At 64.6% G+C, this 21395-nt stretch carries 22 protein-coding genes; 19 read left to right on the top strand and 3 right to left on the bottom strand.

Features of this window, described 5'->3' with window-relative positions; translation table 11 throughout:
* Positions 1–1506 precede the first annotated feature (1506 nt).
* From E3T38_RS07405 to xerD, 9 genes are all read left to right on the top strand, one after another.
* Positions 1507–2397, top strand: a complete 891-nt coding sequence (locus E3T38_RS07405) for a hypothetical protein (protein ID WP_134547531.1) — start codon at positions 1507–1509, stop codon at positions 2395–2397.
* A complete protein-coding gene (locus E3T38_RS07400; RefSeq protein WP_134547529.1) occupies positions 2375–3403 on the top strand; it encodes an HAD-IIA family hydrolase in 1029 nt (342 codons plus the stop codon). The genes E3T38_RS07405 and E3T38_RS07400 overlap by 23 nt, the downstream gene beginning before the upstream one ends.
* A gap of 10 nt (positions 3404–3413) precedes the next feature.
* Positions 3414–3584, top strand: a complete 171-nt coding sequence (locus E3T38_RS16685) for a hypothetical protein (protein WP_166805460.1) — start codon at positions 3414–3416, stop codon at positions 3582–3584.
* Between the two features lie 107 nt (positions 3585–3691).
* Entirely contained in the window at positions 3692–4492 is an 801-nt protein-coding gene (locus tag E3T38_RS07395; RefSeq protein WP_134547554.1) for a TlyA family RNA methyltransferase, read from the top strand.
* Positions 4493–4496: 4 nt separating this feature from the next.
* Positions 4497–5417: an NAD kinase gene (locus E3T38_RS07390; RefSeq protein WP_134547527.1), complete on the top strand. Its 921-nt coding sequence runs from the start codon at positions 4497–4499 to the stop codon at positions 5415–5417.
* Entirely contained in the window at positions 5414–7126 is a 1713-nt protein-coding gene (gene recN / locus E3T38_RS07385) for a DNA repair protein RecN (protein ID WP_134547525.1), read from the top strand. The genes E3T38_RS07390 and recN overlap by 4 nt, the downstream gene beginning before the upstream one ends.
* Before the next feature lie 74 nt (positions 7127–7200).
* Positions 7201–8889 (top strand): CTP synthase, encoded by a 1689-nt coding sequence (locus tag E3T38_RS07380; RefSeq protein WP_241984356.1) that lies wholly within the window; start codon positions 7201–7203, stop codon positions 8887–8889.
* 37 nt (positions 8890–8926) lie between these two features.
* Complete coding sequence (locus tag E3T38_RS07375) at positions 8927–9547, top strand: NUDIX hydrolase (protein WP_134547552.1); 621 nt, start codon at positions 8927–8929, stop codon at positions 9545–9547.
* 2 nt (positions 9548–9549) lie between these two features.
* On the top strand, positions 9550–10485 hold the full coding sequence (xerD, locus tag E3T38_RS07370) for a site-specific tyrosine recombinase XerD (RefSeq protein ID WP_134547521.1): 936 nt from the start codon (positions 9550–9552) through the stop codon (positions 10483–10485).
* Positions 10486–10496: 11 nt separating this feature from the next.
* On the opposite strand, the gene E3T38_RS07365 is transcribed toward xerD, so the two are convergent.
* Positions 10497–10949: a CHRD domain-containing protein gene (locus tag E3T38_RS07365; protein WP_241984353.1), complete on the bottom strand. Its 453-nt coding sequence runs from the start codon at positions 10947–10949 to the stop codon at positions 10497–10499.
* 118 nt (positions 10950–11067) lie between these two features.
* Here E3T38_RS07365 and E3T38_RS07360 point away from each other — a divergent pair, with 118 nt between their 5' ends.
* The 9 genes from E3T38_RS07360 to E3T38_RS16885 all read left to right on the top strand — a co-directional run bounded on the left by E3T38_RS07360 (position 11068) and on the right by E3T38_RS16885 (position 19569).
* On the top strand, positions 11068–11289 hold the full coding sequence (locus tag E3T38_RS07360) for a hypothetical protein (protein ID WP_134547519.1): 222 nt from the start codon (positions 11068–11070) through the stop codon (positions 11287–11289).
* 117 nt (positions 11290–11406) lie between these two features.
* Complete coding sequence (locus E3T38_RS07355) at positions 11407–12324, top strand: ParA family protein (RefSeq protein ID WP_134547549.1); 918 nt, start codon at positions 11407–11409, stop codon at positions 12322–12324.
* Positions 12308–13132 (top strand): ScpA family protein, encoded by an 825-nt coding sequence (locus tag E3T38_RS07350; protein ID WP_134547517.1) that lies wholly within the window; start codon positions 12308–12310, stop codon positions 13130–13132. Before E3T38_RS07355 ends, E3T38_RS07350 begins: the two co-directional genes overlap by 17 nt.
* Positions 13122–13781 (top strand): SMC-Scp complex subunit ScpB, encoded by a 660-nt coding sequence (locus E3T38_RS07345; protein ID WP_134547515.1) that lies wholly within the window; start codon positions 13122–13124, stop codon positions 13779–13781. The genes E3T38_RS07350 and E3T38_RS07345 overlap by 11 nt, the downstream gene beginning before the upstream one ends.
* Positions 13782–13852: 71 nt before the next feature.
* A complete protein-coding gene (locus E3T38_RS07340; protein WP_241984355.1) occupies positions 13853–14602 on the top strand; it encodes a pseudouridine synthase in 750 nt (249 codons plus the stop codon).
* Between the two features lie 25 nt (positions 14603–14627).
* The gene (locus E3T38_RS07335) at positions 14628–15710 is read left to right on the top strand and encodes a prephenate dehydrogenase (protein ID WP_134547511.1); all 1083 of its coding nucleotides are present in this window, start codon (positions 14628–14630) and stop codon (positions 15708–15710) included.
* Positions 15711–15715: 5 nt separating this feature from the next.
* On the top strand, positions 15716–16408 hold the full coding sequence (cmk, locus tag E3T38_RS07330; protein WP_134547509.1) for a (d)CMP kinase: 693 nt from the start codon (positions 15716–15718) through the stop codon (positions 16406–16408).
* Positions 16401–17912, top strand: coding sequence for a ribosome biogenesis GTPase Der (gene der / locus E3T38_RS07325; RefSeq protein ID WP_104126024.1), 1512 nt, complete (start codon positions 16401–16403; stop codon positions 17910–17912). Before cmk ends, der begins: the two co-directional genes overlap by 8 nt.
* 475 nt (positions 17913–18387) lie before the next feature.
* Positions 18388–19569 carry a right-handed parallel beta-helix repeat-containing protein gene (locus E3T38_RS16885; protein WP_194088092.1) on the top strand — a complete coding sequence of 394 codons (1182 nt, stop codon included), beginning with the start codon at positions 18388–18390 and terminating at the stop codon, positions 19567–19569.
* Between the two features lie 70 nt (positions 19570–19639).
* Here the strand turns inward: E3T38_RS16885 and E3T38_RS17455 are convergent, their stop codons facing one another.
* Together E3T38_RS17455 and E3T38_RS07310 are read right to left on the bottom strand one after the other, a co-directional pair.
* Complete coding sequence (locus tag E3T38_RS17455) at positions 19640–20158, bottom strand: WYL domain-containing protein (RefSeq protein ID WP_370449004.1); 519 nt, start codon at positions 20156–20158, stop codon at positions 19640–19642.
* Positions 20159–20181: 23 nt separating this feature from the next.
* Complete coding sequence (locus E3T38_RS07310; RefSeq protein WP_134547508.1) at positions 20182–20895, bottom strand: GAF and ANTAR domain-containing protein; 714 nt, start codon at positions 20893–20895, stop codon at positions 20182–20184.
* On the opposite strand from E3T38_RS07310, the gene E3T38_RS07305 reads away from it, so the two are divergent.
* A complete protein-coding gene (locus tag E3T38_RS07305; RefSeq protein ID WP_134547506.1) occupies positions 20894–21361 on the top strand; it encodes a hypothetical protein in 468 nt (155 codons plus the stop codon). The genes E3T38_RS07310 and E3T38_RS07305 overlap by 2 nt on opposite strands.
* Positions 21362–21395 lie beyond the last annotated feature (34 nt).

Raw genomic sequence — 21395 nt, 5'->3', positions numbered from 1 at the left:
GGACACCGCCGGACTTAACTTAGAAACACCAGAAAAGCCATCCCTCACGGGATGGCTTTTCTGCGTTAACAACCACCCCGGGTGGTTGTTCTGCGTTAACCCACGCCTCACGAAGGCACAGCTCGGGTAGTCCAGGGCAGGGCGGGGTGGCGGGATACTCGCTCCTCAGCTCAAACATTCGGGGTGTTCCGGCAGGCCCCGCGAAGAACGTGCGGGGCCTGCCGGAACACCCCGAAAACTCGACACCCCGCGAATATCCCACCACCCGCCCACAACATGAACACATTTGATGCCTCACACTTGGTGCAATTCATTCCACGCCCACGTTGCATTACGTTGCAGGAAGCATCCGCTTAGGATGGGGCACTCAGCGAGGTCTTGCGTAAAGGCTTAGGCTTGAGACGTCTGTCGAAATGCCGGACTAATTACACAGGAGATACAGTGAGCCCTTCAGGACCCCGCGACGGCGATTCCCGTAACAACGGTCAGGATGACCGTCGTTCGAACCAGAGCGGCCGGCCCTCGAACGGGCGACCTTCAAGTGGTCGCGATGGCGCCAAGCCGCCGTACCGCGCCAACTCCGATCGCCCGCAGCGCGATGGTGAACGTCCTCCGTATCGCGGTAACAACGAACGTCCCGCCCAGGGGGGCGAGCGACCGCCGTACCGGGGTAATTCTGATCGTCCCGCATACGGTGGTAATGACCGGGCTCCGTACCGGGGTAATTCTGATCGTCCGTCGCAGGGTGAGCGTCCTCCGTACCGGGGCAACTCGGACCGTCCGGCGCAGGGTGAGCGTCCTCCGTACCGGGGCAATTCTGATCGCCCGTCGGGTGGTAATGACCGCGCTCCGTACCGGGGTAATTCTGATCGTCCGGCGCAGGGTGAGCGGTCGCCGTACCGGGGCAATTCTGATCGCCCGTCGGGTGGTAACGATCGCGCTCCGTACCGGGGGAATTCGGATCGTCCGTCGCAGGGTGAGCGTCCTCCGTACCGGGGTAATTCTGATCGTCCGTCCGGTGGTAGCGATCGCGCTCCGTACCGGGGCAACTCGGATCGTCCGGCGCAGGGTGAGCGTCCTCCGTACCGGGGTAATTCTGATCGTCCGTCCGGTGGTAGCGATCGCGCTCCGTACCGGGGCAACTCGGATCGTCCGTCGCAGGGTGAGCGTCCTCCGTACCGGGGCAACTCCGACCGCCCGTCTGGCGGCAATGATCGCGCCCCGTACCGCGGCAACTCGGATCGTCCGGCGCAGGGTGAGCGTCCTCCGTACCGGGGCAACTCCGACCGCCCGTCCGGTGGCAATGATCGCGCCCCGTACCGCGGCAACTCGGAACGACCCAGCAGCGACCGTCCGCGTTCGGACAGTGACAGCAAGCCGTGGACCCAGCGCGGCGGTTCGCCGAACCGTGCCGGCGCCCCGCGTGTCGATGCCGGCAAGAAACTGTGGACCCGCGACGGTGCGCCGGCGCGTAACGACCGCGATGCCCGCGTCGTCGAAGAGGAGATGACGGAGGAGCAGCGCATGCAGCGTGAGCTGCGTTCGGTGCGTCCGCGCCACGACGACCCGGAACTTCCCGACGACATCTCGGCTAACGACCTGGACCGCATCGCCCGTAACGAGCTCAAAACCCTGACGAAGGAGAATGCCGAGACCGTCGGGCGCCACCTGGCCATGGCCGCCCGCGTCATCGATGAAGATCCCCAGCTCGCCCACCTGCACGTGATGAGCGCTGCCCGTCGGGCTGGTCGCATCGGTGTGGTGCGCGAAAGCCTGGCGATCACCGCGTATGCCACGGGCGATTTTGCCCTGGCCCTGCGCGAGCTGCGCACCTACCGTCGCATTTCGGGCTCCAACGATCAGCTCCCCCTTATGGTCGACAGTGAACGTGGCGTCGGTCGTCCCGACCGTGCCCTCGAGCTGGGTCGTTCGGTCGACCGTGCCACTTTGTCGCCATCTGTCCAGGTGGGCCTGGCCATCGCCATGTCCGGTGCACGCCTCGACCTCGGCGAAACAGATGCCGCACTCGTCGAACTCGAAATTCCGCAGCTCAATCCCAACACGGCCTTCTCCTACAGCCCTGAGCTGTTCGCCGCCTACGCGGAAGTGCTGACCGAGCTCGGCAGGGAGAACGAAGCCGACGAGTGGCTCGAACGGGCTTCGCGCGCCGATGCCGCCCTCGGAGCCTCCGGTGACGATGACGAGACCATCGAGATCGAAGAGATGGAAGAAGACGAAGACGACGCCCTCGCGTCCTTCGTCGCTGACGAAGAAAATAACGGCGACGATGACCACGCTGAGGTCGGCGACGTCAACGACAACGCCGTTGCTGAAGCTGGGGACACGGTTGAAACTGATGACGAGACGGAGCCGGATGTTACATCGCCGAAAGCCTGAATTGGCAACACCGCTGGCCGGTGTAGACGTACTTCTGGCAGACCTTGACGGTGTGGTGTACACCGGCCCCGCGGCGATTCCCTTTGCCGTCGAGAGCCTGAACCGTGCCGCCGAGACCATTCGCGTGGGGTACATCACCAACAATGCCGCGCGCACCGACCAGTCGGTAGCGGACCATCTCACCCAGCTCGGGTTGAGCGTGGCGGCAGCGGATGTTGTCACCTCACCCCAGGCGGCGGTACGGCTACTGGCAGAGCAGGTGGAACCCGGCGCGAGCATCCTCGTCATTGGTGGCGACGGGCTCGTCGACGAGGTCCGGAAGGCCGGGTTCGTCGTGACCCGATCGGCAGACGACAAGCCCGCCGCCGTGATTCAGGGCTTCTCGCCAGAGCTCGGCTGGGTGCACCTCGCCGAGGCGGCGTTCGCGCTCAACGCCGACGGAGTGGGCACGGGCATTCCTTGGATCGCCACCAACACCGACTGGACCATTCCGGTCGCCCGCGGTATCGCCCCCGGCAACGGCACTCTCGTCTCCGCCGTGCACACGGCCGTTGGTCGACTCCCACTCGTAGCTGGCAAACCCGAAACGGCCATCTTTCTGGAGGCCACGCGGCGCTTCGGTGCGCAGAATGCACTCTTCATCGGTGACCGACTCGACACCGATATTCTGGGCGCCAATCGGGCCGGAATCCCCGCCGTGCTCGTGCTCACCGGCATCGACCGGGCCAAACAGGCCCTCGCCGCCGACAAAGACTCCCGGCCGACGTTCATCATTGAAAACCTGCAACAGTTGCACGAGCCGTACCCCGAGACGGTGTTCTCCAAGGACGGCTCGACCGCCACGGTGAATGGAGCAAGCGTGCGCATCAACGGCAACGACGTGCAAATCGTCAAGGAAGGCGACGGCGGAATCAACCTGCTGCGCGCCGCGTGCGCCGCGATCTACCGATCCGGACGCGCGATCTACGGGCTCAACGTTCCGGAGCGACTGTATCTCGCGCAGTAGCCTAGACACTGTGAACCCCGAGCCCGTTATGCCCGAAGAAGAAGTGGTCGATCTCGCGCCGCAGCTGGCTGGCATCGAGGCCCGGCCGCTCGCGCAGCGCGCCGAAGCGTTCAGTGCGCTACACGAGCAGCTGCGCAATGAACTCGAAGACGCTGATACCGACCCGGCGGGCCGGGCATGACCGGCGCTGATGCCCCCCACGATCATGAAACAGACACACCCATGCCTGAGCACCACGCTGAATCTGAACTGAAAAATGCCGACCCGCGTGACGGGCTTCCAGAACGGATGCCCGACTCCCGCCTGGACGCCGCCCTGGCCGATCGTGGGCTGGTTCGCTCCCGAACCGTAGCGGCCAAACTTATCGCCGACGGACTCGTCACGGTGAACGGTGTCCCCGTCGTGAAGGCCAGCACAAAAGTCTCAGCGGACGCGGTTCTCGAAGTGGCCGCGACCGACCACTACGTCAGCCGGGGTGCCCACAAACTCAACGCTGCACTCGATGCCTTCAACCTCACCGTTACCGGCCGCACGGCGCTCGACGCGGGGGCGAGTACCGGCGGTTTCAGCCAGGTACTGCTCGAACGTGGCGCTGCCTCGGTCATTGCCGCCGATGTCGGCCACGGCCAGCTTGCTGCGCAACTGAAGACCGAGCCGCGGCTGAAGCTGGTCGAGGGGTACAACATCCGCTATGCAACCCCGGAAACCCTCGCCGGGGCATCCGGAATCGACACCCGACCCGACCTCGTCGTGGCCGACCTGTCGTTCATCTCGCTCACCACCGTGTTGCCGGCTCTCGTGGCCACAGCCGCGGCGGGCGCCGACTTCGTGCTACTGATCAAACCGCAGTTCGAGGTAGGCCGCGGCGGTATCCGTGAGGGCATCGTGCACGATAGGGGCCTCCGAAGCGACTCCGTGGCCGGTGTACTCTGGGCCGGTTGGGACCTCGGCCTGAGAACCTGTGGAGTCATCGCCTCGCCCATCATTGGGGCAGCCGGAAACCACGAGTATCTGTGCTGGATGAGCGCCAAGACCGGCACGAATCCGACAGAATGGATGGACCGAATCGAAGCACTGGTTGGAGCGTGAGGAGTTGAGCGACACCCCGCGATATTTTCTCATCGTCGCTCATACCGGCCGCGCTGACTCCGTCGAAGCCGCCTCGACGGTGTGCAAGCAGCTTCTGGCCTCCGGGGCGGTGCCGGTGCTCGCCATGGACGAACGCGCTGACCTTCTGGCCGCCTGCCCGGAGCTGAACGGTCATATCGCGATTCTCGGTGACACGGTGCGAACGTCCGACCTTGAACTTGTCATCGTGCTCGGCGGAGACGGTACCATTTTGCGTTCGGCTGAACTCGTGCGTGGATGCTCGGCACCGCTGCTTGGCATCAATCTCGGTCACGTCGGTTTTCTCGCCGAAAGTGAGCGGGACGACCTCGGCGAGGCCGTGCGCCGCGCGCTCAAGGGCGACTACGAGGTCGAGGAACGGCTTGCCCTGTCGGTGCGGGTCAAGGTGGCTGACGAGGTCGTTTACGAGACCTGGGCGCTGAACGAGGTCACTGTCGAAAAAGCCAGTCGCGAACGCATGATTGAGGTCGTCGTCGAGGTCGACGGACGCCCGCTGTCATCCTTCGGCTGCGACGGCGTCGTGCTCTCCACCCCGACCGGCTCGACCGCGTACTCGTTCTCGGCCGGCGGCCCCGTCGTCTGGCCCGGCGTGGAAGCGCTGTTGTTGGTTCCGCTCAGCGCGCACGCACTGTTCGCGAGGCCGCTCGTGGTCGGGCCGGAGTCGTCACTGGCCGTCGAGGTGCTGTCGCGCACCGGTGCCCGCGCAGTGCTCTGCGCTGACGGTCGCCGTACCCAGGATCTTCCTAGCGGCGCCCGTGTGATCGTCCGCCGCTCGGATGTTCCCGTGCGCCTGGCCCGCCTGCACATCGGCCCCTTCACCGATCGCCTGGTCAACAAATTCAACCTGCCGGTCACTGGCTGGCGCGGTCCGGTCGGCCGCGAGTGATCGACGAGCTGTTCATTCGCGACCTCGGCGTCATCGCCGAGGCGACGCTGCCGCTCGGTCCCGGTTTCACCGCCGTGACCGGAGAAACCGGTGCCGGCAAGACCATGGTGGTCACCGCGCTCGGACTGCTGCTCGGCGATCGCGCGGATGCCGGAACCGTGCGTCAGGGCCAGCCGCAGAGTTTTGTGCAAGGTCGCTGGGTCATCGACCCCACCAGCGCGGTTGCCGACCGGGTCCGTGACGCTGGGGGAGACCTCGATGGACCCGAACTCATCCTTGGACGCTCCGTCTCGAGTGAGGGACGCAGCCGCGCGATGGTCGGCGGACGTGGCGCTCCGGCGAGCGTGCTCGGTGACCTGCGCAACGACCTCGTCGTCGTGCACGGCCAGAGCGATCAGGTGCGCCTGCGCTCCGCGGCCGCCCAGCGTGACGCCCTCGACCGTTTCGCCGGCCCCGAACTCGCCGCAGTGCTCGGCGACTACCAGCATGCCTTCCACCGCTGGCAGGCCAATCAGGTCGATCTCGACCGGCTCGTCACCGAACGAGATTTGCGAGCCCGCGAGGCCGACGAACTGCGCGCCGCGCTGACCGAGATTGAAACGGTTGCCCCGCAACCCGGCGAGGACGCCGAGTTGGGTGAACGCGCCGAACGCCTCGGCAACCTCGAAGAACTACGCCTGGCCGGAGAGCAGGCCCGCCAGTTCGTCTCCGCCGAAGACAACCCCGACGACGCGCCCGATGTCGTCGCCCTGCTCGAAGCCGCCCGGCGCGCCCTTGATCGGGTCGCCGCCCACGACGTGGCCCTGCCGCCGCTCGTCACCGCCATCGCCAACGCTGGTTTCGTCGTTGCCGACATCGCCGCCGAGCTCTCGAGCTACCTTGCCGGCCTCGACGCCGATGGCGCCCGCGAACTCGAAATCGTGCAGGAGAGGCGGGCCACACTCGGCATTCTCGCCCGCAAATACCCGGGCGGCCTCGAGGAAGCCATCGGATTCCTCGATACCGGCAGTGCCCGGCTGCTCGAACTTGATTCCGACTCTGACCGCATCGGGCAGCTCAGCGCCGAAGCGGATGCCGACCGAAAGCTCGTCACCCATCTCGCCGCTGCCCTGACAACGTTGCGCCAGGCGGCCGCGGTGCAACTCGGAATTCGGGTGACCGCCGAGCTCGGCGCGCTGGCGATGCCGGACGCCGTGCTGCTCGTGGAGGTTGAAGCCGGTCTGGAATGCACCGTCACTGGTATCGACCTCGTGCGCCTGCTGTTACAGCCGCACGCTGGCGCTGAGCCGCGGGCGTTGGCGCGCGGGGCATCCGGTGGTGAACTGTCTCGGGTGATGCTTGCCATCGAGGTCGTCATCAACGCGACCGACCCGGTGCCTACCTTTGTCTTCGATGAGATCGATGCCGGTGTGGGCGGAGCCGCCGCGATCGAAATCGGTCGGCGACTCGCGCGACTCGCCGAAACCGCGCAGGTAATCGTGGTCACCCATCTCGCTCAGGTCGCTGCGTTTGCCGGCAACCACCTCAGCGTCGTCAAAGACAGCGATGGATCCGTCACCGCCTCGAGCGTGCGCCAGCTGCGCGGCGACGACCGTGCCGCCGAAATGGCCCGCCTGCTTTCTGGCCTGCCCGACTCGAAGAGCGGTCTTGAACATGCCAGGGAACTGCTCGCCCTTGCGCAGTCCGGCTCCCGCACCTCTGACAGATAAGCGATCAAAATCAGGTGATAGCATTGAAGCCCGTGGTGGAAAATATAAATACACGCGGTTCAGACAACACGCGCATCGGCGGTCCGGGCAATTCAGACGGTACCGTGAAGCACATCTTCGTGACCGGGGGTGTGGTCTCCTCGCTCGGAAAGGGCTTGACGGCGGCCAGTCTCGGTAACCTGCTCACGGCACGCGGCCTGCGCGTCGTCATGCAAAAGCTCGACCCCTACCTCAACGTCGACCCGGGAACGATGAATCCGTTCCAGCACGGTGAGGTCTTCGTCACCGATGACGGCGCCGAAACCGATCTCGACATCGGGCACTACGAACGTTTTCTCGACATCAACCTCGGCCAGTCAGCCAACGTGACGACCGGGCAGATCTACTCGCAGGTCATCGCCAAGGAACGCCGCGGCGAGTACCTCGGCGACACGGTGCAGGTCATTCCGCACATCACCGATGAGATCAAGCGGCGCATGCGCCTGCAGGCCAGAGACGAGGTGCGCCCCGACGTGATCATCACCGAGGTCGGCGGCACGGTCGGAGACATCGAATCCCAGCCGTTCCTCGAGGCCGCCCGCCAGGTGCGCCACGAACTCGGCCGCGGCAACGTGTTCTTTGTGCACGTCTCGCTCGTGCCGTTCCTCGGCGCAGCCGGCGAGCAGAAGACCAAGCCCACCCAACACTCCGTCGCCACCCTGCGATCCATCGGAATCCAGCCCGACGCCCTCGTGCTGCGCAGCGACCGGCCCGTCTCCGAGTCGAACAAGCGCAAGATCGCGCTCATGTGCGACGTCGACGAGGATGCCGTGGTCAACGCCGTCGACGTCGCCTCGATCTACGAGATCCCCACCATGCTGCACGACCAGGGCCTCGATAAGTACATCGTCAACGCCCTCGGCCTCACCGCCGACGTTGTGGACTGGACCGGCTGGAAGAACCTGCTCGAGGCCGTGCGCCACCCCAAGCACGAGGTCACCATCGGCCTGGTCGGCAAGTACATCGACCTGCCGGATGCCTACCTCTCGGTCACCGAGGCGCTGCGAGCCGGCGGATTCGCCAACCAGAGCAAGGTCAAAATCGTCTGGATCGGCTCCGACGATTGCGAAACCGACGAGGGAGCCGCGCGGCTGCTCGGCGAACTCGACGGCATCTGTGTGCCAGGGGGTTTCGGTATCCGCGGCATCGAGGGCAAGCTCGGTGCCCTCAAGTTCGCGCGGGAAAACGGCATCCCCGTGCTCGGCCTGTGCCTCGGCCTGCAGTGCATGGTCATCGAATACGCCCGCAACAAGGCCGACCTGCCGGGAGCCTCCTCCAGCGAGTTCGACCCGGACACTGAGTTTCCGGTCATCGCGACCATGGAAGAGCAGGTGGAGATCATCGCCGGCGGCGACCTCGGCGGAACTATGCGCCTTGGCCTCTACCCGGCCACCCTTGCTGAAGGCTCTCTGGTCGCCGAGCTGTACGGCGCCGACGAAGCGTCCGAACGTCACCGCCACCGCTATGAGGTCAACAACGCCTTCCGCGACCAGATCGCACAGGCCGGCCTGTGGTTCTCCGGCACCAGCCCGGACCGCCATCTGGTCGAGTACGTCGAGCTCAAGCGCGAGGAGCACCCGTTCTACGTGGGAACCCAGGCCCACCCGGAGCTGCGCTCACGGCCGAACCACGCGCATCCGCTGTTTCGCGGTCTGATCAAGGCTGCGCTCGACCGCCAAGAGGCCAGCCGCTTGTTCGAGGTGAAGGAAGAGCTCAGTGCCTGACGATTTTCTGAAAGGCGACGTGCTGCAGGACGACGTCATGCCGGTGCAGGTCTCAGCGAGCGACGTGGTCTATGACGGCGCCATCTGGAACGTGCGCCGCGACTCGTTCGACTACAACGGAGCGAGCATCACCCGCGAGTACATCGACCACCCTGGCGCGGTCGCTGTGCTGGCCCTCGACGAGCAGGACCGCGTGCTGCTGATCAAGCAGTACCGGCACCCGACCGGCTTGCGCGGCTGGGAACTACCGGCCGGGCTGCTTGACATTGCCGGTGAGAACGCCGTCGTCGGCGCCCAGCGCGAGCTGGCTGAAGAAGCGGATGTCGTCGCCACCGAGTGGGCGTTGCTCACCGAGTTCTACACCACGCCCGGGGGCAGCAACGAAGCCATTCGGATCTATCTCGCTCGGGGTGTCTCGGCGATTGCCGCATTCGACCGCACCCACGAAGAAGCCGATATCGAACCACGCTGGGTATCGCTCGACGCATGCGTCGACGCCGTGCTGGCCAGGCGCGTCTCCAACCCGATCCTGATGGTGGGCATTCTGGCCGCCCAGGTGGCTCGTTCACGCGGCTGGAGCGCGCTTGCGCCCGCGGATTCGCCGTGGCCGCGGCATCCGCAAAGCAGTGGTTCGCGCAGCCTGCACATCACGTCCTGAGCATGACGACCGTCGAGACGGCGGTGGATTCCTACCTGCGGCACGTGGCGGTCGAACGCGGCCTCGCCGTGAACACCGTCGCCGCTTACCGCCGCGACCTGGGGCTGTACACGGCGTGGCTGGCGGTTGATGCTCCCGACGGCCCACCCAGGCCGATCACCGACCTGCAATTGGTCACTCGGCGCCACATCTCGTCGTTTGTGCAGCATCTCGGCCTGCGCCCGGAAGCCCCGTTGACGGCAGCATCCATCGCCCGCGTTCTCTCGACCGTGCGCGGGTTCCACCGTTTTCTGCTCGAAGAGGGCGTGGTCGAAACCGATGTGGCGTACGACACCAAACCGCCTAAACTCGCCCTGCGCCTGCCGAAGGCCATCTCAATCGAACAGGTCAGCGCGCTGCTGGCGGCGACCGACGGTGACGACGTTCAGCGCCTGCGCGATAAGGCCCTGCTCGAACTGCTCTACGCGACCGGAGCCCGGGTGAGCGAGGTGGTCAACCTCAATGTCGACGACGTGCTCGTGGAGGTGTTTGACTCGGTGCGGCTCACCGGTAAGGGGGACAAACAGCGCATCGTGCCGGTCGGCAGTTTTGCGCGCGCCGCCGTCTCTGATTATCTTGTGCGGGCCCGGCCGATACTGTCAGCGCGTGGACGCTCGACACCGGCGCTGTTCCTCGGCCTGCGCGGACAAAGAGTGAGCCGGCAGAACGCCTGGCTGATCATTCGTGCTGCCGCTGAGCGTGCTGGGCTCACCGTGCCCGTGTCGCCGCACACCCTGCGCCACTCGTTTGCGACGCACCTGCTCGCCGGTGGCGCCGATGTGCGCGTGGTGCAGGAACTTCTCGGCCATTCTTCGGTCGCCACCACCCAGATCTACACGCTGGTGACCGTCGACACCCTTCGTGACATGTACACGACCGCCCATCCGCGGGCGCGCTAGTCACCTCGTGGTTACTTCAGTTGGCCGCGAATTTCGCCGCCAGGGAAGGTAGGTGTGTGCACGTTGATGTAGTACGCGCGGGGGTTGGCGCTGATGGCCTGGAGCAGGGCGGGGTCGGCGGTCGCGCAACTCTGCACCGTCCAGCTGGTGCCGGAGCCGACAATGAGGGGGATGACCACCGGGCCGGCGACAGTACGGGGCGCCAGATGGACGTGGCCCGCCACAGCCGGCACTGACAGGTTTCGCGCCGTCATGGTGTAGCACAGTTGGTCACCGGTGATGGCATAGCTAAAGAAACCACTCGCCCCAGTGTCTGCCCCAGTCGTTTCCTGACCGTTGTTCAGCGGGATCGCGGGGCCGCCATCCGGTCTGGCCATGGCGACACCCGTGTTGGCCGCGGTCAGAGCCGCGACGGCCGCCACTATCGCGAGTGTCCGCAGGCCGCCCAATTTCTTCATGCTCATGATTCGTCCTCTGGTCGGTGAAAGATAGCAGTGCCGTCACGCTACCCGCGGTTAGCCCGGTGCGCAACGCGTGGTCGCGTCCCGGCGGTGCCCTGTGCCCGTCGAGATTAACTAACCGGTGCGTATCGTCAATGATCTGTCCAGCGCGAGCCGTAACGCCGACTCGTCGGGCCGATTCCGGGTGTTGAAGACTTCGACCGAGGTACAGATCGGCACCCTGATCAATCAGGGCGGCGGACGCTACTGCGCCACGATCAACAACGTGGCCGTGAATCCGGGACATATCTTAGTAAAAAGCAGCCTCGGCGGGTTCGCGTCTCGAAACGTATCGCTCAAATAATCACGGTCACGCTCCCGCCACGACGGCGACGGATGCTGTCTGCCGAGCCACCGAGACCGGCCCGCGCGGCGATCCTTGCGGCGACGCGTCGTTCCACTCGCTACAATCAAGCAAGTGATGGGTGCAGGACAAATCAAGGACGGGCCAGTGACGCGTAAGTTGAGCGAGCGAATTTCGCTACCCGGTTTCGACGACGCTCCGGTAGGTCCGACGGGACGTGAAAAACACGAATTCGCCGAACCGGAGCCGCTCAACGGCCACGGTCCCGCCCGCATCATCTCCCTCTGCAACCAAAAAGGTGGCGTCGGTAAGACCACGACGACCATCAACCTCGGCGCAGCCCTGGCCAGCTACGGGCGTCGCGTGCTCGCCATCGACTTCGACCCGCAGGGCGCACTCTCGGCCGGCCTCGGCGTGCCCACCCACGACGTCACCACCATCTACGACCTGCTGCTCGACGGCAAAGTCGACCCGAAAGACGCTATCCAGCCGACCTCGGTCGAGGGACTCGATGTCATCCCGGCCAACATCGACCTTTCCGCCGCCGAGGTGCACCTGGTCAACGAGGTCGCCCGCGAGCAGATTCTGGCCCGTGTGCTGCGTAAGGTTTCGAGCGATTACGACGTCATCCTCATCGACTGCCAGCCCTCGCTCGGTATCCTCACGGTGAACGCGCTCACCGCCAGCCACGGCGTGCTGATTCCCCTCGAGTGTGAATTCTTTGCCCTGCGCGGCGTCGCCCTGCTCATCGAGACCATCGATAAGGTGCGCGACCGGCTCAACCCCGCCATCGAACTCGACGGCATTCTCGCCACCATGTACGACTCGCGTACACTGCACTCCCGCGAGGTCCTCGAGCGCGTCGTCGATGCCTTCGGCCACAGTGTGCTGGAGACCGTCATCGGCCGCACTGTGAAATTTCCCGACGCGAGCGTGGCCGGGATACCCATCACCGACTTCGCACCCGAACACGCAGCCGCCAAGGCCTACCTGCAGGTGGCCCGCGAACTGATCCACCGTGGCGCAGTCGCCTAGCGCGGCCGAGAAGCCCGCGTTTTCGGTCGCCCTCGGCAACTTTGAGGGCCCGTTCGATCTGCTGTTGAAACTCATCACCCGGCACGAACTCGACATCACCGAGATTTCGCTCAGCCAGGTGACCGACGAGTTCATCTCGTACCTGCGCGGCCTCGACGCGGCCGAGGAACTCGACCAGGCCACCGAGTTTCTGGTCGTTGCCGCGACGCTTCTCGACCTCAAGGTGGCCGGCCTGCTGCCTCAGGGTGAACTCGTCGACGCCGAAGACGTAGCCCTGCTCGAAGCCCGCGACCTGCTGTTCGCTCGCCTGCTGCAGTACCGCGCTTTCAAGGAAGCGGCGACCTGGTTCACCGGCCAGCTCGACACTGAGACCCGCCGTCACGTACGATCAGTGCGGCTCGAGGAGAAGTACCGTCAGAAGACCCCGGAGCTGGTCTGGACGCTGTCGCTCGCCGATTTCGCCGCGCTGGCCGCCGCTGCCCTCGCTCCGCGCGAGCTGCCCGTTGTAGGCCTGGAACACCTGCACGCGCCGCTGGTCAGTATCCGCGAGGAGGCCGCCTACGTCGTCGCCATGCTGCAGCCGGGGGAGCCGGTTTCATTCCGGGCGCTCACCGCTGGCGTTGACCTGAAGGGCGTCATCATCGCCCGCTTTCTCGCGGTGCTCGAGCTGTATCGCCACGGCGCCCTTTCTTTTGACCAAATCGAGCCCCTCGGCGAGCTCATCCTGCGCTGGAGCAGCCGGTCGCTTGACGGGCGCGAGTGGTCTGACGAAAATCTCGCTTCGCTCGGAGCCGACTATGACAACTGAAGTCGGCAATATGGAGAACCAGGCCACCGACACCCCGTCGCGCGCCGGGGTAACGGATGCCGCAGCATTCGCTGTGCACGAATCCCACGTCCTCGACCGCCAACTCGAAGCCGTTTTCATGATCGCCGATGAGCCACAGGGCCTGGTGCATCTCGCGACCGCAGTGGGGCGGCCGATTACGGAGGTGGCGCAATCCGTTGCCCGACTGGTCGCCGATTTCGATGGCGTCACGGCACCGGACGGTACCTCCACGGTGCGACGCGGTTTTGAATTGCGTGAGGTCGCCGGCGGTTGGCGCATTTACGTGCGCGCTACGCACGACGAGCTCGTGACCGACTTCGTGCTGACCCAGAATCCCAGCCGGCTCAGCCAGGCAGCACTCGAAACCCTCGCCGTGATCGCGTACAAGCAACCGATCAGTCGTGGGCAGGTCGCGAGCATTCGCGCCGTCAGCGTCGACTCTGTCGTGCGCACCCTGCTCGGTCGCGGCCTCATCACCGAGGCCTTCACCGACAGTGAAACCGGCGCGATCACTTACGCCACCACAGACTTGCTGCTCACCCAGCTCGGAATCAACTCGCTCGCCGAGTTACCCCACCTATCGCCGTTACTCGACGGCGGCACCGACGGATTCGAGGATCTACTTTGACCCAGGACAACACGCCCAGCGACGCAGCGCCCCGCGACCCCAACTTCAATCCAGAGGCAGCAGCTGACGGTGTGCGCCTGCAGAAGGTACTTGCCTCGGCCGGCGTCGCCAGCCGGCGCGTCTCGGAAGACCTCATCACCTCCGGGCGGGTGCGGGTGAACGGCAAGGTCGTCACCGAGCTCGGCCGCCGCGTGCACCCCGAAACCGACCAGGTCGCCGTCGACAACGTGGCCGTGCAGCTCGACACCACCCGCCGTTACCTCATGCTCAACAAGCCGGTCGGCGTCGTCTCCTCGATGCAGGACGAAAGCGGGCGACCTGACCTGCGCGAATTCACCGACCAGTTCGACGAACGCCTGTTCAACGTGGGCCGGCTCGACGCCCAAACCAGCGGCCTGCTCATTCTCACCAACGACGGTGACCTCGCGCACGTGCTCGCCCATCCCTCCTTCGGCGTCTCCAAGACCTACATCGCCAAGGTCGAGGGGCGCGTCTCGCCGCAGACCATCGGCCAGCTGCAAACCGGCATCGAACTCGACGACGGCCCCATCCACGCCGACAAGGCACGCATCCTCACGAGCCCTCCCGGCGGCGGGTTCAGCATGGTCGAGCTCACCCTGCACTCCGGCCGCAACCGCATCGTGCGACGGATGCTCGATGCTGTCGGTCACCCCGTGGTCGACCTTGTGCGTCGCCAATTCGGGCCGCTGAACCTGGGTACCCTGCAGCAGGGCGCCGTGCGCGAACTCACCCGCGAAGAACTCGGCCAACTGCTCACCGTGTCCCGCCAGGCGCCGAGTGCGCGCCCTGACGCGAACTAGCAGCAGCAACGGTAGGGGATACACCATGGCTGAAAGCCGCCTCGTCGGTCCGGTGCGCATCGTCGGCGTCGGCCTGCTCGGAACCAGCGTGGGCCTCGGCCTGCGGGACCGCAAGATCGAGACGATTCTCGCCGACGCGTCACCGACCAACCTGCGCATCGCCATCGACTACGGTGCCGGCCGCGCCGCGCAGCCGGGCGATCTGCCGCAACTCATCGTCGTGTGCGTGCCTCCCGACGTCACCGCCGAGATCGTCGCCCGCGAGCTCGAGGCGTACCCGGGAGCGATCGTGACGGATGTCGCGAGTGTCAAACTCGCGCCGCTCGCCGAGCTGCGCGAGCGCGGAGCCGATATCAGCCGCTATATCGGGTCGCATCCGCTCGCCGGTCGGGAGAAGGGCGGCCCGCTCTCCGGCCGCGCTGATTTGTTCATCGGCCGCCCCTGGGTGGTCGCCGCACACGACGCGATCAGTTACCAGCAGGCCGGTGCTATCGACGATCTCATTCTCGACCTCGGCGCGATCCTGGTCGAGATGACGCCGGAAGAGCACGACCTCGGCGTCGCCCTGGTTTCGCACGTGCCGCAGGTCATCTCCACCCTGATGGCCCGCCGTCTCACCGGGGCAGCGCACTCTTCGCTCAACCTGGCCGGGCAGGGCCTGCGCGACGTGACCCGGGTCGCGGCGAGCGACCCCGACCTGTGGGTGCAGATTCTCGGCGCCAACGCCGGCCCGGTGCGTGATGTGCTGCTGGCTTACCGAGACGACCTCGACCGGTTCATCGACGCCCTCGAAGATCCAGACGCGCCCGGAGCGCAGCGCCAGGTCGCCGAGGAACTCGCCGGCGGAAACATCGGAGTGGCCCGTCTGCCCGGCAAACACGGGCAGGACCGTCGGTTCTCCTCGATGATCGTCATGGTCAACGACCAGCCCGGCCAGATCGCTCGCCTGCTCAACGACATCGGGGAGCTCGGAGTCAACCTCGAAGACTTACGCTTGGAACACTCGCCCGGCGCTCAGATCGGTCTCGCCGAAATCTCTGTACTGCCCGGCGCCGTCACTCGCCTCACCGAAGAGCTGGCCGCGCGCGGCTGGCGGATTGCTGGTTAACGTACATGGCACGTCACACCCTTCCTACCCTCGTCGCTATCGATGGGCCGGCCGGCAGCGGCAAATCGAGCGTGAGCCGTGCCGTCGCACGTCGTCTCGGCTTCGCCTACCTCGACACCGGCGCCGCCTACCGCGCGCTGGCCTGGCTGGGGCTTGAGCGCAACACCGACAACACCCAAACGGATGCCGTCTCCGCGCTCCTCAAGGACTTCGACTATGCGATCGGTACCGACCCAGACGACTACTTCGTCACGGTGGGGCAGACCGACGTGACCGACGCCATCCGCTCACCGGAGGTCAGTGCAGCGGTCAGCGCTGTCGCCCGCCTTCCCGCGGTGCGAGGCGCGCTCACCGAGCTGTTTCGCAGCATCGCCGAGAACGTGGATCGACCCGGAGTCATCGTCGAAGGACGCGACATCACAACCATCGTGGCCCCGGAAGCCGAGGTGCGCATTCTACTCACGGCATCCGAGGAGGCTAGAATGAGAAGACGCTCTGCGGAAATAACGACCCAATCGGCTGAAACCGTGGCAGAACAGTTGCGATCACGTGATCGCGCTGACTCACAGGTTGTCGATTTCATGAGCGCGGCTGACGGTGTGATAACCGTCGACTCCACCCATCTCGACTTCGAGCAGACCGTTGAAGCGGTCATCGACGTCTACCACACACGCACGAAGCGGGCTTTGAATGAGTAACGAATACGACGACACGAGCGCAGCGCTCGACACCGAGCTGGCGGAACGACTCGCCAATCTCGATGAGGAACTTGCCACGCGGCGTTCCGTCGCGCTGCGCACGGACCTCGACAACTATGACCTCGATGAGGAAGACCTCGACGTACTGCAGGCCGTCACCGACGACCCCGACGCGATTCAGTACCTGCCGGCCGTTCCGGTGATCGCCATTGTCGGGCGCCCGAACGTGGGAAAATCAGCGCTGGTCAACCGTATCCTCGGTCGCCGCGAGGCCGTCGTCGAGGATACCCCCGGTGTGACGCGTGACCGTGTCGCGTACAAGGGCGAATGGCACGAGCGCAAGTTCAGCCTCGTCGACACCGGCGGATGGGAGCCCGACGCCAAGGGCATCGACGCCTCCGTCGCTGCCCAGGCCGAGATCGCCATCGACCTGTCCGACCTGGTCATGTTCGTCGTCGACTCCAACGTGGGCCCGACCTCGACCGATGAGGCCGTCGTGCGCATGCTGCGTAAGAGCGGCAAACCGGTCTTTCTGATCGCCAACAAGGTCGATGACGTGCGCCAGGAGCCCGAAGCGGCCAGCCTGTGGTCGCTCGGCCTCGGCCAGCCGTGGCCGGTTTCTGCCCTGCACGGTCGTGGTGTTGCCGACCTGCTCGATGCGATTCTGCTCGTGCTGCCCGAAATTTCCAACGTTGCCAAGCAGGAGGTCGGCGGTCCGCGCCGCGTGGCCATCCTCGGTCGCCCGAACGTCGGCAAGTCCAGCCTGCTCAATAAGGTCGTGGGGGAGGAGCGCGTTGTTGTCAACGAGCTCGCCGGCACGACCCGCGACCCGGTCGATGAGCAGGTTGAGCTCGGCGGCAAGGTGTGGCGTTTCGTCGACACCGCCGGCATTCGCCGTCGTGTGCACCTCTCGCAGGGCGCCGACTTCTACGCCTCCCTGCGCACCAGCGCTGCTTTGGAAAAGGCCGAGGTTGCCGTTGTGTTGCTCGACGTGACCGAGGTCATCAGCGAGCAGGATATTCGGGTCATCGACCTCGTCATCGAGTCGGGCCGTGCACTCGTTCTGGCGTTCAACAAGTGGGACCAGATCGACGACGACCGTCGGCGATACCTGGAGCGGGAGATCGAGCAGGACCTGGCGCACGTGGCGTGGGCCCCGCGCGTGAACATCTCGGCCAAAACCGGTCGTCATATGGAAAAGCTGGTTCCGGCGCTTGAGCTCGCGCTCGAATCGTGGGACACCCGCATCGCCACGGGTAAGTTCAACGCCTTCCTGGCCGAGCTCGCTGCCGCCCACCCGCACCCCGTGCGCAGCGGCAAGCAGCCTCGGATTCTGTTCGGTACACAGGCCTCGAGCCGCCCGCCGACGTTTGTGGTATTCACCACCGGATTTCTTGACCCGGGCTACCGCCGCTACATTCAGCGTCGCCTGCGCGAGATCTACGGCTTCGAGGGCAGCCCGATCAACCTCAGCATGCGCGTGCGTGAAAAGCGCAAACGCTAAATTCGCAGACTTCAAGCGGTCGGCCCTGTTAGCGCAGGTCCGGCCGCTTTTTTGCGTGCCGAGTGTTCGTCGCGGCAGCGTGAGTGACCTCACTCGATTTGCGTGTGCACCCTAAGTGGGCAATGCTCATGGAGTACATTGTGGCCCCCTACGGCCGATCAACCGCACGTTCCCGGACTTGTGCGCGACAAAGAATATACGTAACTAACCAATGGCATTTAGAAATACCCGCACATCTTTTTCGAATCAATTTTCAACTGGTACCACCCCGATTGTCTCCACCCACACGGCTCCACGGAAGGCCGCTCTTTCGGTTCTGGCAGTCTCCATCGTCGCTCTGTCCGGTCTCGCCGTCAGTCCGGCTCAAGCTGAAAGCAGCAACGCCGAGACACTGAGCGCATCAATTGTGATTCCCGAGCGCGGAAGAGCCACCACCGACTTGGGTACGGTACCGTCCGGCCTGAAATCTGTCGATGTGAAGTTCTTCACCTCTGAGGTCGCTTCGCAAACTCAGGTAAAAATTGCACTTGGTCCAGAGGGCTCCAAAGCGTACTCGTTTACCGCGCCGGCTGGTACCAGCCCAACCAAGACCATAACGGTTCCCGTGACGCCGGAGATGGACGGCACGGTCACCGCCGTTAGTAGCGTCGCCGACGTCACGCTGAACCTTTCGGTCGACGGCTTTGAGCGCGCCGACGGCAGCCCGGCACCTGCACCGGCACCTGCACCGGCACCGGCACCGGAGCCCACTCCCGCGCCGACACCGGAGCCCACTCCCGCGCCGGCACCGGAGCCCACTCCCGCGCCGACACCGGAGCCCACTCCGGCGCCGACACCCGCTCCCGTACCGAGCCCCACTCCGGAGCCTTCGCCGGTGACGAGTGGAACGCCCGGTGCTTCCAACACGGGCGTTCCCTCTGGAACTGCTTTAACCGTGCACAATGGTGACATCAACGTGACCAAACCGGGCACAGTGCTGGATGGCCTCGATGTTCGCGGCCTGATCAAGATCAGCGCCCCCGATGTGACCATCAAGAATTCCATCATTCGGGGTGGCACCATGAACGGTCCAGGGGCGCTAATCAATAACCTCGGCGGACACCGAAACCTGGTTGTCACCGACACCGAGCTGTCCCCAAGCACCGCTTCGCCCCACGCCAATGGAATCTACGGCTATAACTTCACGGCAACACGCTTGAACATCAATAACGTCATCGATGGCATTCACATCACCGGAAGCAACGTGAGTCTGCAGGATTCCTGGATCCACGATCACATGCATTACAGCAATGACCCGAATCAGGGCGGTTCCCCCAGTCACGACGATGGCATACAGATTCAGGCTGGAAACAACGTGAGCGTAACCGGCAACCGGCTCACCGATTCGCACAGCGCTGCCGTGCAGATCACGCAGGACCGGGGACCGGTCTCCAACTTCACTTTTAGCGACAACTTCGCTAACGGTGGAGCCTGCACCGTGAACATTGCGGAAAAGTCACACGGTCCGATCAAGGGAGCGACCATTACCGACAACAGTTTCGGTCGTGATTCTCGCCTTTCCAACTGCGCCGTGATCGCCCCGACGACCACGAAGATTGACTTTGCGGACAACTACTACGTGCCCGACGACACCCTCGTCACGATCAAAAAAGGGTAGTCCTGGTCGCCATCATGGCGCTGGAACCTAGCCAGTAATACGGCAGCTAGTGCGTGTGTGATGCGTAAACTCAAAATTTGTTAGATGGATGTGGCCGGGCCTGTTTGCGCAGGTCCGGCCATTTTTTTGCGCTAATTTTGAGCAAAGCGTCTGCACCTTCAAATCGGGGGCTTCGACCTCCCGAGCCGGGAAACGTGCCCGCATGCTCAAGGCACCCGAAGGACTGCGAGAAGCGGGACTGTTCCCCAGGCGGTTCGATCCAGGGGCGACCGTGGCGCGCGGAGCGTGCACGCGAACGGTCCCGGTCACCTGGCGCCATCCGCTTGCTAAGTGCATCGTCACATATTCGTGCAGGTCTCCGGCTGGAGGTTTCTGCGGGTAGCTGGGCTTGTCGGTGACCTGCGCCTTCGCTGAGGCGGTCAACGCGAAAGGTGCGCAGGTCGGCAGCATCGAGGCTGTGAGCGAGGAGGTACCGGTGGCTCATCGTATGCACGAGGTGCAACGGTTCAAGCTGTCGGTTGGTGGTCTCTCCCGAGTAGCGGCGGCTCGGGCGGTTCCCCGCCGGCGATTCTTTCGACCACCGGGTCAGCCGGCGCCGCAGGGATGCACCGTCTAGATCAGAATCAGATTGTTGATCACGTCAGCGGCACTTCTGTGCATAGGCTCCTGGCGCGAACGGGCGTGCGCGCGGAGACGCTTGAAGGCCTCATCCATATTGATGTTGTTGCGTGCCGCGATGACGCCCTTTGCCTGCTCGATGAAAACTCGGCTGTTCAGTGCGTGTTGAAGCTGAGCATTCACCGTCGCGTTTTTTCGAGCTGTGCGTTCGTGAAGGAGAGTGATGGTCGCCACGTCGGCCAGGGCCTGCCCGATGACCGCATCCTCATCAGTCAACGCACCTTTGTGACTTCGAAACAGGTTCAGTGCGCCGATTGTATTTGGACGAAAGCGCATCGGAATGGCGTGTACGGATTGAAAACCTTGGGCCAGTGCTGCTGCCTGAAAAACGGGATAGTCGTTACCATCCATTGCAATATCGCTCAGGGTGACGACCGTGCCGGAACGATAGGCGTCAACGCATGGACCGGCGCCGGCCTCGTGTTGCAGCACCTCGACCCGACGACTTTCCTCACTCGTGGAGGCGATGACCTGAAGATTGCCCTGCTGGTCTGCCAGGAGAAGACCCGCTGCCGTGGCGTCGAGCAACACAACACACTGATCGACCAAAGTACGCAGGAGATCAGCAGAGTCGTACTCTCCCACCAGCGCGTCAGCCAGTTGCACAAATGCTCCGCTCACCAGCGAGGCGCGAGACAAATTCGTCATGCTTAGTATTCTGGACTCCTTTCCACAATTGGTAACGAGCTCCGCCCGAATCTCAGTATTTTGGGAGGAAGGCGTCTTCCTTCCCGGCAATACCCGGCTGTTGGTCAGCGGCGTTCTCATCTTCAACGGCGTGCTCACCGTCAGCGGGGTGATCAGCCAGCCGCTCTGGGGCGTGATCCCGGCCAAGCGCTCTCGGTCGCGCTGGGCAATCCGCCCGGCTACGGCATCGGCCGCAATAATCGCGTTCATCCCGGCGGCGGCCGCCGGCGATATCTGCCAAGTTCGCCGACCTAGTTCGCCGACCACGCTCGCCGACCACGCTCGCCGACCACGCTCGCCGATCATCATCCTCGACTTCTTCGAACAGCAGCACGCGGTCATTGGACCCAGCGCCGCCGTCGAATTCTTTCCGGCCTTCGTGCTCAGTCGGGTAGGCCAATGGGTTCGGAGCAGGGCAGGTTCTTGACAGACCTTTGGGGGCGTGCCAGACTCGACAAAGG

This window comes from Cryobacterium sp. Hb1 (genome assembly GCF_004403585.1).
Classification (GTDB): Bacteria; Actinomycetota; Actinomycetes; order Actinomycetales; family Microbacteriaceae; genus Cryobacterium; species Cryobacterium lyxosi.
The sequence above is the reverse complement of the archived record's forward strand: the minus strand, read 5'-3'. Positions and strand labels throughout refer to the sequence as shown.